This window comes from Enterococcus sp. AZ171, from assembly GCF_051714005.1.
GTDB classification, from domain to species: domain Bacteria; phylum Bacillota; class Bacilli; order Lactobacillales; family Enterococcaceae; genus Enterococcus_B; species Enterococcus_B pernyi.
Genome location: NZ_JBIORA010000001.1, coordinates 909,619 through 923,099, shown reverse-complemented (window position 1 = coordinate 923,099; position 13,481 = coordinate 909,619). Strand labels below are relative to the sequence as shown.

At 36.7% G+C, this 13,481-nt stretch carries 12 protein-coding genes and 1 riboswitch; of the genes, 2 read left to right on the top strand and 10 right to left on the bottom strand.

Annotated elements, in window-relative coordinates; genetic code table 11:
• Nucleotides 1–46 precede the first annotated feature (46 nt).
• Complete coding sequence (locus IGJ49_RS04380; RefSeq protein ID WP_224434610.1) at nt 47–1,261, bottom strand: LCP family glycopolymer transferase; 1,215 nt, start codon at nt 1,259–1,261, stop codon at nt 47–49.
• 466 nt (nt 1,262–1,727) lie between these two features.
• Here IGJ49_RS04380 and IGJ49_RS04375 point away from each other — a divergent pair, with 466 nt between their 5' ends.
• Complete coding sequence (locus IGJ49_RS04375) at nt 1,728–2,000, top strand: hypothetical protein (protein WP_438722538.1); 273 nt, start codon at nt 1,728–1,730, stop codon at nt 1,998–2,000.
• Between the two features lie 79 nt (nt 2,001–2,079).
• Here IGJ49_RS04375 and IGJ49_RS04370 read toward each other — a convergent pair whose 3' ends face one another.
• The 4 genes from IGJ49_RS04370 to IGJ49_RS04355 all read right to left on the bottom strand — a co-directional run bounded on the left by IGJ49_RS04370 (nt 2,080) and on the right by IGJ49_RS04355 (nt 5,128).
• The gene (locus tag IGJ49_RS04370; RefSeq protein ID WP_438722536.1) at nt 2,080–3,507 is read right to left on the bottom strand and encodes an IS1182 family transposase; all 1,428 of its coding nucleotides are present in this window, start codon (nt 3,505–3,507) and stop codon (nt 2,080–2,082) included.
• 134 nt (nt 3,508–3,641) lie between these two features.
• Entirely contained in the window at nt 3,642–3,842 is a 201-nt protein-coding gene (locus IGJ49_RS04365; RefSeq protein ID WP_010735910.1) for a cold-shock protein, read from the bottom strand.
• A gap of 128 nt (nt 3,843–3,970) precedes the next feature.
• Nucleotides 3,971–4,573 (bottom strand): superoxide dismutase, encoded by a 603-nt coding sequence (locus IGJ49_RS04360; protein ID WP_010735911.1) that lies wholly within the window; start codon nt 4,571–4,573, stop codon nt 3,971–3,973.
• An 81-nt stretch (nt 4,574–4,654) separates the two neighbouring features.
• On the bottom strand, nt 4,655–5,128 hold the full coding sequence (locus IGJ49_RS04355; RefSeq protein WP_438722533.1) for a GtrA family protein: 474 nt from the start codon (nt 5,126–5,128) through the stop codon (nt 4,655–4,657).
• 188 nt (nt 5,129–5,316) lie between these two features.
• Between IGJ49_RS04355 and IGJ49_RS04350 the strand changes: the two genes are divergently transcribed.
• The gene (locus IGJ49_RS04350) at nt 5,317–6,123 is read left to right on the top strand and encodes a DUF1189 domain-containing protein (RefSeq protein WP_349520060.1); all 807 of its coding nucleotides are present in this window, start codon (nt 5,317–5,319) and stop codon (nt 6,121–6,123) included.
• Between the two features lie 55 nt (nt 6,124–6,178).
• Here IGJ49_RS04350 and IGJ49_RS04345 read toward each other — a convergent pair whose 3' ends face one another.
• The 5 genes from IGJ49_RS04345 to IGJ49_RS04325 all read right to left on the bottom strand — a co-directional run bounded on the left by IGJ49_RS04345 (nt 6,179) and on the right by IGJ49_RS04325 (nt 13,381).
• Complete coding sequence (locus IGJ49_RS04345) at nt 6,179–7,126, bottom strand: phosphoglycerate dehydrogenase (RefSeq protein ID WP_438722531.1); 948 nt, start codon at nt 7,124–7,126, stop codon at nt 6,179–6,181.
• A gap of 216 nt (nt 7,127–7,342) precedes the next feature.
• A complete protein-coding gene (locus IGJ49_RS04340; RefSeq protein WP_010735915.1) occupies nt 7,343–7,645 on the bottom strand; it encodes a HesB/YadR/YfhF family protein in 303 nt (100 codons plus the stop codon).
• 15 nt (nt 7,646–7,660) lie between these two features.
• Nucleotides 7,661–8,326 carry a potassium channel family protein gene (locus IGJ49_RS04335; RefSeq protein WP_010735916.1) on the bottom strand — a complete coding sequence of 222 codons (666 nt, stop codon included), beginning with the start codon at nt 8,324–8,326 and terminating at the stop codon, nt 7,661–7,663.
• Nucleotides 8,327–8,512: 186 nt separating this feature from the next.
• Nucleotides 8,513–9,904 carry a magnesium transporter gene (gene mgtE / locus IGJ49_RS04330; RefSeq protein WP_153830341.1) on the bottom strand — a complete coding sequence of 464 codons (1,392 nt, stop codon included), beginning with the start codon at nt 9,902–9,904 and terminating at the stop codon, nt 8,513–8,515.
• Between the two features lie 145 nt (nt 9,905–10,049).
• Nucleotides 10,050–10,225, bottom strand: a riboswitch (M-box (ykoK) riboswitch).
• Between the two features lie 84 nt (nt 10,226–10,309).
• On the bottom strand, nt 10,310–13,381 hold the full coding sequence (locus IGJ49_RS04325; RefSeq protein ID WP_438722527.1) for an N-acetylmuramoyl-L-alanine amidase: 3,072 nt from the start codon (nt 13,379–13,381) through the stop codon (nt 10,310–10,312).
• Nucleotides 13,382–13,481: the final 100 nt, after the last annotated feature.

Sequence of the window (13,481 nt, the reverse complement as noted above, 5' to 3'; positions counted from 1 at the left end):
ATCTACTCGTTTTATTTATTGTTTAAATCATAAGAACAAAGCTTTGTTAATAGCCATTGCCTGTCCAAGTCTCTGTGCTTTGATCATTTTGTTGACCGCCATATGGGTCATAATATTGTTGCTGGTTATACTGATTTGGGTCGTAGTATTGAGAGGTGTCTTCTGAATAGACCGACTGCTGACCGTACCCATCGGTGCCATACTGATTGTACGTATCTTGTGAATATTCAGACGTCTCACCGGTTGTGGTATTAGCAGTGGTATCTCCTTCACCATTTTCTGAGTCATCATAAAACATCATATAGGCATTATCATTTTTTAAGTTAGGCAACGTATCACTTGGCTTGATCTCTAATTGTTTTTTCAATTGATTTTGGATCGATAATAAGTCATTTTGACCTAGTATTTGGTAGTACACATCATTGATCGTCGTATCTTTTCCTTTTAGCTGGTCTTGCTTGATTGTTTGGAAAGCGGAGGTATAATTCGTTGCGATATCTAGCATGTCATCCCAATCCAAATCAGTTGTCACATTGTTACCTGCCGCATCTAAAAGTTTTCGATAATTGCTAACGCCATCAAGACTGAGTACTTTATTGACGATTTTCGTTACAACTTCTCGTTGACGTGCTTGTCGGCCGATATCACCTTCAGGATCTTCATGCCGCATTCTTGCATACGCCAACCCTTTTTCACCATCAACTGTTTGTTTTCCTTCTGGAACATGGACGCCATCTAGAGTAAAGTCGATTTTATTGTCGATCTCGATCCCACCTACTGCATCGATCAAGTCCTTCATACCATCCAAATTGATTGTGACATAGTGGTCAATAGGGATATCAAGTAATTGTTCGATCGAATCCATTGCCATCTCTACGCCACCAAATGCATAGGCATGGTTCAACTTATCGACCGTCCCATAACCGACGATATTCGTATAGATATCTCGATCCAAGCTAATAATCGTTGATTTCTTTTGTTGTGGATTGACAGTCACGACCATCATCGTATCGGATCTCCCTTGTTCTGTTCGTCCAAGGCCTCCTGTATCTAATCCTAATAATAATACTGAAAAGGGTTCTTGATCATCAATACTTACTCGATCGTCACGTTTTGCTGATACACGATCAGATTGTTTTGAAATCCGATTGACTGTTTGGCTCGCCTCTCCCATAAACTTGATTCCATAAGCTGAAACTCCGCCGATGAGAAGTACGACTATTCCCAACAAAGTCAATATCACTTTTTGCCACCGCTTCATACTACACCTCTATCATACATATTCTTGATTATTCTCTCATACACCCAATCATTCAGCAATCCAACTACTTAATCCTAATAAAACTTTAAAAAATAGTGTTTTTCTTCGTGATTCATATGTATTTTTTTTAAAATTCTTAATTATCATACCATAGGGCGCATAAACAGAAAAGAAAGAAAGCGATTCTTTTTATACGTTTTATTGGATTTTTATGATTTTTTGTTCAATAAATTAAAAAAACTAGTTTTTTTAACTTTGTTTATGCCTTCCTATTAAGCATTTCCAGCAAAAAAAAGCGGAGAAATCCGGAAATGAAACAACTTCTCCGTTCTCTCCGTCTTTTTTATTTGTTATAAGTGATTGTTCAAGTAAATATTGTTAAAACATTCTAGTAGCTCTCCATACGCGAGAGATCGAAGCATTTTTAGTCATTGCCCCACCCACATTTTTTGATAAAGAGATCAAAGTGAAATTAGAAAGTGATTATCCTTTAAGTATCGAATTATTATATGTAAAAGTTTTACAAAACCATTTAGGTTTGTATTTGAATGTCCTTTTCACAAATGAATTATTGCTGAATCCTGAATTGATTATTCGTACAACTGAGGCCCCCACCAAAATAATCAGCTATGAAAATGAAATTCCTTATATTACTATCCGCAATGATTTTTCTACTTCAGATAATAAGCACTTAGTCCAAAAAATCAAAGAAATTATGTTTGGCAATAACCAAAATTAACTAATTTTTCTTGTAAAACCATTTTTTTCAGAAAGAGAAAATAAAGAAACAAAAAGAAGATACGGAAAGCCGTATCTTCTCAGACTGTAGACAAAAAGGAGTGGCTTAATTGCCAACTCCTTTTTATTAGTCTTTGTAGAAATTTGAAATAAAAAGCCATAGGCTTTTTTGCTTTCCATAGCCATGAGGCTAGTTTTTTTAAATTCATGGCAGCAAACGTAAGCATCGTGTGCGTGGCGACTTTTTCGAGACCTCGATATTTTGTCCAACGCATACCATGCTTTTCTTTTGCATCTGCAACTATTCGTTCAATAGTTTGTTTTCTCTTTTTATAAATTTCTCTATTCAACGCCGTATGGCGTTGGTGTTCAAGTTCATCCATAAGATCCGCCCAAACATGTCGAGTTACTATTTTTTGATGTTTTGTACTCAAAGTACAGTTTTTAAGTAATGGACAACTCCTACAGAATTTTGGATTTGATTTATAGGTTCGATAACCATCACGAGTGATAGTTGAAAATAACAACGGTTGATTATTGGGACATAAATAGCAGTCAAAATAGGCATCATAAACAAAGTCTTTTTTACGAAACATTCCTTTTACTCCATGAGGTACAGTATATGGAAGAATCGGGTAGAGTTTCAAGTGTGACAGAAAATGAACAAATTTAGGCGTCTTATATCCTGCATCAGCGACAACACGCTTTATATTTGGAAAAGCTCTTTTCGACTGTTTGACCAGATCGATTGCGACTTGGCTGTCATGTACATTTCCTGGTGTGATTAATGTAGATAAGATAAAACCATTATCTTCACAGGAAGTATGCGCGGAATAAGCAAATTGTTTTTCTCGTTCACCTTTAACATAGTAACCACTTTCTGGATCTGAATGACTTATTTTTTGAAGACTCAACTCACTTTCTGTGTCCCATGTAAAAGGACGTTTTCCTACAGCAATACGTTCTTTATTTATTTCATCTTCTAATTCATCTTGATAAGCTTTAGCTTGACCGTAGGTCATTTCTTTTGTGAACTTATGTTTATTGGCATTTGCCTTAATATGAGTAGAATCAATATAAAGGTTGTCTTCCGTAACGAAGCCAGCTTTTACAGCTTGTTCTAGAATATGAGAGAAAATGTCTTCAAATAAAGTTGTTTCTCTAAATCTTCGAACATAGTTTTTACCAAAAGTAGAGAAATGCGGGATAGGATCCTCGAATGAATAACCTAAAAACCAACGATAAGCAACATTTGTTTCAACGTCTTTAATGGTCTGTCTCATCGAACGGATACCAAATAAATATTGGATAAATACTAATTTAATTAAGACCACTGGATCAATACTGGGACGACCATGGGTCGAATACGTAGATTCTACAATGGGATAAATGAAATCAAACTGAATCGCAGCATCAATCTTTCGAACTAAGTGATCTTTAGGTACAAGATCATCAATTGTTAACATAGCAAATTGATTTCTACCTTCAATCGATTGTTTTCTCATCATTAGAATCACTCCCAGAATAGTTTATACAATGAGTATAAAACAAAAAAACTGCAAACAACACTCCAAATTTAGGAGTTTGTCTACAGTCTGAGAAGATACGGAAAGCCGTATCTTCTTTTTTTGTCAACATGATCTTATAATTTAGATACTTCAGCAGCTTGAGGACCACGCGCACCTTCAACGATAGAGAATTCTACTTCTTGGCCTTCTTCTAAGCTTTTGAAGCCATCGCCTTGGATTGCTGAGAAATGTACGAATACATCGTCTCCACCGTCTACTGTAATAAACCCAAATCCTTTTTCATTGTTGAACCATTTTACTGTTCCGTGTTCCATAAATATATAGCCTCCAAAAAAGTTCTTGCAAGTAACCCTTGCAAAAACATTATACCGAATTTAGAAAACGCTCGCAAGCATTGCCCCGTTAATTTTCTAAATTCCATGGCAAATGGAAGAACGCTATTTTAGCCTGCGAAATGCTTGTTCACTTCATCCCAATTCACAACATTCCAGAAAGCTTCAATGTAGTCAGGACGTACATTTTTGTATTTCAAGTAGTAAGCATGTTCCCAAACATCTAAACCTAGAACAGGTTTCTTGCCTTCCATCAATGGTGAGTCTTGGTTGGCTGTAGAAGTGATTGCAAGTTTACCATCTTCAAGTACTAACCAAGCCCAGCCAGAACCGAAACGTCCTGCCGCTGCTTTTTTGAATTCTTCTTTGAATGTTGCAAAATCGCCGAATGTTTCGTTAATTGCGTCTTTGATTGCTCCTGTTGGCTCGCCACCAGCATTTGGTGCCATGATTTTCCAGAAGAATGAATGGTTCGCATGTCCACCACCATTATTACGTACAGCAGTTTGAATGTCAGATGGAATAGCATCCATGTCTGAAAGCAATTCTTCTATTGTTTTTTCGCCTAGTTCAGGATATTTTTCGATTGCTGCATTTAAGTTTGTCACATAAGTATTGTGATGTTTGTCATGATGCAAATGCATCGTTTCTTCGTCGATATATGGTTCTAATGCATCAAATGCATAAGGTAGATCTGGTAATGTGTAAGTCATAAAAAAATTCCTCCTCAAATTTGTTGGGTCTCTTTACACTAAAAGAGTAACAAAGTGAGGGAAATTCTTCAATTGTTATGCCTAGTCTTCCAATTTTTTACTGGTTTCTGCTGGTTCTTCGATAATTTCTGTCTTGTTGAAAATAAATAATTTGCTAAAGACATAATTTGCCAATACGACTAAGATCTGTGTAATGATTTTAGCGACATAATCATTCATTTCAAACCCTTTGATCATCAAGAACATGGCGCCCATGTCTAGTCCATAAGAAACGATTCGGTAAAAAACAAATTTCCCAAATTCGATAAATAAATGCGTATAACTAGGAGATTTGGATTGAAACACCCATACCTTATTGGTGACAAATGCAAATAAAACAGAACAAATCCAAGAAATCGTATTCGATACTGGCATCGATAACTGGAAGATTTGTTGCGCGATTGCATAACTGACGAAGTTGACAACTGTTGCTAATCCACCAAAAAATAGATAGATGAAAACTTCCCAATATCCTTTACTTTCTAAATAGCTTTTAAATTGAACATAAATCTTCATTTTTCTACCTACCTTATTTATCATTCTTTCCTATCATACTCTATCTGCTAATAATTTTCATCTCTAGAAAACAATGATCGATAAGAATATAACCTTATCTATCGTGAGAGAATGTTTTAGAACTCTTGTAATTCATAGCATACTCCGCTAGAATTGCTAGTGATGACAATTCTACAGAAGGAGTAATTATGACAACAAAACAACTAATCATTAGCTCATTTGCTCGATTCACCGAGCTTAAAAATGCTAAAAACGTATCATTTGGAAAATCATTAGTCTATCTTTTATGTTTGAGTGTACTAATGGCATTACCTATTTCTTACCAAATTTTTCAAGTGCTGGACACTATCAAGTCCGATGGTCAAAAAATTGCAGCTGAAATTCCAGATTTTAAGATTCGTGATGGACAAATCGATTCGCCAACAAATGAAGGTTTTATTTATCAAACGGATTCGATCATCTTTACCTTTGACCCCGAAGGAAAACGTACCCCTGAAGATATCTCTTCAGATTTGATAGGGAATTTCCTAAGTGTCGGTCTGCTAAAGGATAAATTGGTTCTAGCTTTACCGAATACCGGCACGACTTCGGCATTGCTGAACAATAATCAGTTTGAATTTGAGTACACGAATAATGCTTTAAAAAATCTAACTGGCGAAAGCTTACGTAGGACATTAAGTGAAGCAACGATCCCTTTTTGGATCAAAGCATTAGTATTTTTGATTTCCATTTATCCTAGCTTTTTAAATCTGATCATCACTTTACTTATGGCAAATTTTGCGGCTTATGTATATGCAAGATTACGTTTAGCTAAAGTAACTTTTCTCGATTGTCTAAAAACAATGATCTATGCGATATCATTACCCACTGTTATTGCAACGATCCTGATGATTTTTGCACCAACTTTTGATACAACAGCGTTTATTGCATTTGCGGGCATATTCATTTTTGCTCAAGCAGTCAAAGGCTGGCCAAAAATCCAATTACCAAAATAAAAGAATCTCTGGGAGAGGTAGTCATTACACACCTCTTCTAGAGATTCTTCTTCATTTAATAGCCTTCATTCAAATCGATTTCATTTACTTCTAATTCTGTTTTGTCTACGTAGGATTTTAAGTTTGTTAGAAAAATATCCATAAACTTCGTTTGGAAATGTGGTGTCTGACCTGCAATATGAGAGGTGATCAACACATCTTCTCTTTCCCATAATGGGCTATCTTTTGCTAATGGTTCTTCTTTAAACACATCTAAAGCCGCAAAAGCCAGTTGTCCATCGTCTAACGCAGCTATTAAATCAGATGTTTTTACGGAAGGCCCACGTCCTACATTGATGAATAGCGCTTCTTTATCAAAAGCTTCAAATACTTTTGCGTCAAATAACCCTTTTGTCTGATCTGTCAAAGGTAAGATATTCACCACAATCGTTGCTTTCGGTAAAATTTCTTTTAATTTCTCTAATGGATAAGTCTCTTTGAATCCTTCCACTGGATGTCCAGATGTATTGATGCCGATACATTCTAAACCAAATACAGCTGCATGTTGTGCCAATTTTTTTCCAATATGTCCAGTTCCTATAATTAGTAATTTTTGATCTGCCAATGCTTGATAATGGATATCTGATCCTAGCCACTCTTTAAGGAACTGCGCTCGTTGGGCTTGGAACAATCCACGAGAATAGCCTAAAATAATGCCCATGGTATGCTCGCTGATCGATTCTACATGGATACCACTCGCATTGGAAAGTAAAATATCTTTGTCAGCGAATTCGTTTAATGGAAGATTATCTACTCCAGCAGAAATAGATTGGACCCATTTTAAGCTGTCAGAAGCGAATATATCTTCTTGATAATCTCCATTCCAGCCGATACTGATCGCTATTTCAGAAAGTTCGTCGGATGCTACTTCCGTTTGAAATGAATATTCTGGTGCTATTTCTTTGATCTTTTCGATAAATTCTTCACGAAATGAACGTACTGAATAAATTATTTTTTTTGTCATCACACCCATCCTCTCTACTTATCAGTCTAGCTTAATCCCTCAAAAGAATGAAGTATGTTGCACTTCATTCTTTGAATGACTTTTTCCTATAATGAACACAGTAAAAGTGGATCAGCGTTTGACTGTCTAAAAAAAAGCCTAACAATCCGAAAGTAAGTAAAACTTACTTTTCGTTCGTCAGGCTTTTTTCCTAAAGATAAAAGACTATTTCTCACCTTATACATCTGCTGTTTCTTGGAAATGATACGTTGGTTCCTCTAATTGTGGATCATAATCAACAACCAGATCATATCCTTTGAAGAACCAATCATCGGCTTCATCAATAAAGAATAATAGACCATCGATCGTTTCTTGTTTCATCGGACGTTCTGGTAACTCCACAGACATACCGATTGAAAATCCCTCATGTACTTCTGTTTTGCCATATACTTTCCCAAAAAAACGGATACCATAATTTTCAGGTAAATCTACCTCTGCTTGAAACCATTCTTTTGCTTTGTCCGTTATTGTTAATTGCATGTGATGAGCCCCTTTTTATTGATTCATTTTATCATCAAGTATATCTACATCTTCTGTTTCTCCGATAACAAGTAAATTATCATTTTCACGTACATATTCGTCTGCGGCTGGTGACACTACGACAGAACGATCGAAGCGTCGGATGGCTACCACAGTCAAATCAAATCGCTGTCTGAAATTTAGTTCTGCTAATGTTTTATTAAAGAACTTGGGATTAGATACCCGAATCTCAGCGAGCGAGAATTTGTCTGACAGCTCTAAATAATCCAAAATATTTTTAGAAACAAGATTATGTGCGATCCGTATCCCCATATCTCTCTCAGGATGAACAACGCGATCTGCACCGATCTTTTCAAGAACACGAGCATGATACTCATTTTGTGCTTTGGCTAAGATATTCGGAACGCCCATTTCTTTAACCATCAGTGTCACTAAAATACTTGCTTGGATATCTTCTCCAATTGCTACGATCACATGATCAAAATTTCTGATTCCTAAAGATCGTAAAGTCATTTCATCTTGTGCATTCGCAACCACTGCATGTGTTGCGATATTCATATATTCATTCACTCGGTCTTCACTGCTATCAATAGCTAAAACTTCTTGACCAGCTTCGACTAACGTACGACAGATACTGCCACCAAAACGTCCAAGTCCTACGATTGCAAAATTCTGTTTCACTTTTCTCCTCCTTTATCCATTCCATTTCAAGTATAGCAAAGCCACTGTAAAAACAAAAGCAACCCTGCTTTTCTTTACGGAAAAGACTCATTTTAATGGAGGATCAAGAGAAGGCCTACTATGGTAGATCATAGAATATTTCTTGATGTTTCTACTAAAAAGGTATGGCTATATTACTAATTATTCCTACAATAGGTAGCCTAAGAATACGTTAACTGAAATAAAGTAAATAAACAACCCAGCAATGTCTTTGATCGATGTAATAATCGGTGCAGATCCAGCAGCTTGATCAATATTCAATTTCAATAAGATAAAAGGAATCAAAAAACCAAGGGCGGCAGCTAAGGTCATTGCAAAGACCAGAGAGATCCCCACAGCTACACCTAACAATGGTATGCCTTGCCACACAGAAGCGACTATTCCAGATACGATCCCTACAACAATCCCTAAACTTAGACCAATCCCTGTTTCCTTCAAAAAGTGCTTGATAAATGTGTTGAGATCAATGTGCCCTAAAGATAATCCACGAACAAAAACCGTCGATGATTGCGTCCCTACATTTCCACCCATATCCATGATCAAAGGAATAAAAATAGCAACAGCAGCCACAGATTCTAACGTTTGTTCAAACTCATCGATTACTAGACCAGCTAACATCCCTGCAACCAATGTGATCGCTAAGAAAGGCAACCGGACTTTCCATATTTGCCAAAGATTCCCGTTAATCAGTACTGTACTACGATCAGCTTCTACAGAGGCGACGTCTGCTAAACCAGCAGCATTGAACATATCCTCGGTCGTTTCTTGCTCTAAGACATCGATGGCGTCATCCACTGTCACAATACCTACTAGTCGTGTTTCTTTATCTACGACGGGAATAGCGATCAAATCTAACTCTTGTAACAATCGTGCAGTTTCTTCTTGGTCTGTATCTGTGGTTACATAAGCGACGTGCTTGATCATGATTTCTTCAATCTGTTGATCACTTTCTGCAATGACTAGATCCTTTAACGATAGTACTCCTTCAATTTTTTTCGCCATATCTGTCACATACAAAATATAGATTGTTTCCATTTCTTTCGCTAATCTTCTGATTTTATGCAGTGCTTCTTCAACAGTCATTTCTTTTTTAATTGAAATAAATTCAGTCGTCATGATCCGTCCAGCTGTCTCATGTTCATAGCCCATCAATCGATTCGTTGTTGCTCGCTCTTCTTCAGAAAGCTCTGCCAATAGTTTTTTAGTCACACTTGCTGGTAGTTCGTAAAACAACCTTACCCGATCATCTGGAGCCATCTCATTCACAAATTCAATCACACCATCATCCGTAAACGAACGAAGCAAATCTTGTTGGACAGACGGTTCAAATGTTTCAAAGATTTCGAGGGCTTTGTCTTTTGATAATAATCGAAAGACCAGTACTTGCTTATCTAAAGGTAACGTAACAAATAGTTGGATCAATTCCACTTTCTCGATCGTTGCTAAATAGTTCTTCAATTCTTCAAGCTTTTTTTGCTCAAGATAATTAAGAATCTTCAATTGTGTTTCTAGGTTATTTGTATCATTTAATGTTCTCATCTCGTATTCTCCTTTGTTACATCGTTTTTTCGATATAAACTTGTTGGATGGATTCGTTTGGAAAAAACAGGAAGTACATAAAAAAGACGGCCTCCAAAAGAAGCCGTCTCATAAGATCCCATCAAAATGGTACCAGTGTTTACCTGAACGAACTTCTCGTCTGAGCTTTAGCACTAAAAGACGTAATTCTGGAAATATAATCCAGATAGCTACGTTAAGCACGCCTTAAGCCGACGTTGCCTGTTATACCCTGTGGCGTCTCTCGACGTTTGAGGGCAGTAGCCTGTGTTCTTTTAGGAGCCTCACCTAACAAGTTTTTATAATTAAACCCTACAGGTAAAATTGGTTTTTGTCAATAAGAGGATTAATATTTGATAAAAAATTGATAAAACAGAAATGATTACTTTACAATCTTTCTCCTGTCACTCCTTCTACAATCCCTTTAGCAATTTGATCCATGTTTCTACGAATATTTTCTACATCACGAGTATTGGTGATAAATCCTAGTTCCGCTAGTCGATAAGGGATACCACGAGAATGTAGTACATTCAAATTCAATAAATCACTTCTTAAGTTGATACCACCGGTATTTTGAACAGAGCCCCATAAACCTACATGTGTGCGTATCACATTAGCAATGGCATAATTTTGTGTCGTATATGAGTTGCCGTTACGATGCGCAATCACATGCCCACCAGTACTAATACCAATCGCTCCTGCATCTAAATGAAATTCTGTTACAGAAGAAAAACTACTACTAATCGTATACGCACCCTGCATTCTACGAGTGTCTTGGAACATATCCGCATTTGTATCATAAAAGGTTATACGATTTGTTTTTAAGCGCCCTGCCCATTTTTGTAAATATGGCATAAGTTCATTTCTTGTAAAGTCTCGCTCGTTGATACCGTTATATGAAGCCCCTGGATCTCCTGCTCCATGTCCCATTACAAATAGATGATTGATTGAGGTTTGGTACGGATTTGACGTAGGTCCTGGCGCTGGTGCTCCTTTTTTAACTAGTACAACTTGGATAGCTTCCATTTGTAATGCTACATTGGACGTCCCAGCATTTTGACCGTTTCTGGCCCAATCTAACCATCCAAGTTGCGCAGAGTGAACTCTATAATAGACATCATAATGTTGACTTAACTGACCAGTTAATCTCACCCTTATCGCTTCAGCTCGTAATTTTCTACCCTCTGTTCCCGAAAGAGTATTATTATTCACATAGTTTTGCCAGCCAATCGATTGAACGTGTGTACTATATTCTATTGTTCCTGGAATAGGTGTACTAGAGATATTCATTCGTAATGCTTCTAATCTAAAGCCACGTCCCACTGTTCCCGCAGTTGCACCATTCATTTGATAACCTTGCCAACCAATCGATTGACTATGCGTTTGGTAATTAACATTAGGATTTTTTATTGTATCCTTATCATAAAAGGCAGTACTAGCTGCTGGTCCAGATTGCCCTTTGGCTACCAGCCTTACTTCCATAGCTTCCATCTGATAACCAAATCCTGCACTTCCTGCATTGCCATTATTTTTTGTCCAACCTAGCCAACCAAAATAAGCTGAGTGCACGCGATAATAAACATCATAGTGTTCTGCTAACTGACCAGTTAAACGTATTCGAATTGCTTCTGTTCGAAGTTTACGATCAGTTGTTCCGGAAATCGCATCATCTCGCACATAATTTTGCCAACCAATAGAACGCACATGACTAGAATATTCAATGGAGCCAGGGATTGGTGTATCCGAAACATTTATTTTTACAGCCTCTATTCTTAATCCACGATTCATCGTTCCAGCAGTTGAACCATTTGACTGATAGGGTTGCCACCCGACTGACTGACTGTGCGTCTGGTAATTGACATTAGGATTAGGGAGTTTATCTTTGTCATAGAAAGCTGTGCTCTGAGTTGGGGCAACTTCTCCTTTTTTGACTAGTTGGATCTGGATAGCTTCCATTTGGTACCCAAATCCTGAACTACCTGCATCTTCGCCATCTTTTGCCCAACCTAACCAACCAAAATAAGCTGAGTGCACACGATAATAGACGCTATATTGTTCACTTATCTCTCCAGTCAAGCGAATCCTAATTGCTTCTGTTCGTAAAGAAAGATCTGTCGTTCCTGATGTAGCACCATTTTTCACATAATTTTGCCAGCCAATCGTTCGTACATGACTACTATATTCAATATCGCCATTTAATGAATTATTTGGTAATTGGATTTTAATGGCTTCAATTCTTTTACCTTGACCAATCGTACCTGCAGTAGCACCATCAGCTACGGTACTTTGCCAACCGTAAGTTTGCACGTGTGTTTGATAACTGACGGATGGTTTAGAAACTTCTGCACGATTGCTCACCGTTTGTTCTGGGCGATTCGCTTGGGTTATTGAATCATTGTTATTTTTTTCTACTTGTATGTTGAACTTTCCTAATGTTCTCTCGCCATCTTTTAATAATACTTCTGTTTCACCGATTGCTTTTGCTGTCACCAGACCCTTTTCATCCACTTCAACAATATTATTGTCTACTGATACCCAATTTGGAGTAATAATCTCAGCATTTTCTGGAACAAGCGAATACTCAAGTTGTTTAGTTTCGCCTTGGATCATTTCTATTTTTTCTTCTTTTGGAATAATTGATTCAACGCTATTTTGTTCTAAAAATTTCACGTCTACAGTGATATCTAGTGAGCGATTAGATGTTTCTTCTAAAATTGCTTTTTGTGAAAACTCTACTTGGTAACTATAATTTAGTGCCGAAGGTTCAACAGTAGTAAAAACGGATCCATTGTATTCCCAATTAGTTGAGTTAATATCGATCTTATTTAATTCCGGTTTTAGATTGTCTTGATTGATCACCCATTCACGATCATCTTTTGATGCTTCTGCATTAATCAATTGTTCTTTCCCGTTAAAATAAGTCAAATGATCATTCATCGACAAATCAATTGTTGACAGTTTATTTTTAGAAACATCAAGGTAAGTTAACTCTGAAAGAGCCGAGACATCTACTTGTTCTAACTCATTATTTTGAACTTCCAGTTTTTTTAACTGTTTAAAATATTCGATACCATCCAATGATTTGATATTTCTACCACTAAGATCCAACTCAGTTGTAGCCAATAATTCATCGGATAATACGTTACTATGATTCTTCTCCATCATTTCAATCAATACTTGACGGAAATTTTGATCTGGGAAATGAACTTCATCAACAGAAATATCTTTAGATGAATTTTCTGCAGAGTTTTCTGTTGTTCCTGTGGTTTCCTCTGTGGTGGGATTAGTACTTTCTATCAAAGGGACATTAGATGATGTTGCTGTAGTTTCGTTTGTTTGCGAAGTACTTCCTTGTGACGTATTTGTTCTATCGTTTATCGATAATGCGTAAACACTTGGCGTGATCGAGCCTGACAGTAATAAGAAACTTAATAACATGCCTATCCAATTTTTTCTCATGACATTCTCCTTTATTTTTTAAATCGAACTTATATTGTCCTATAATATATTAAACTATAAAAAGACCCAAATGAAAAGAACATGATAACAAAGAATTCAA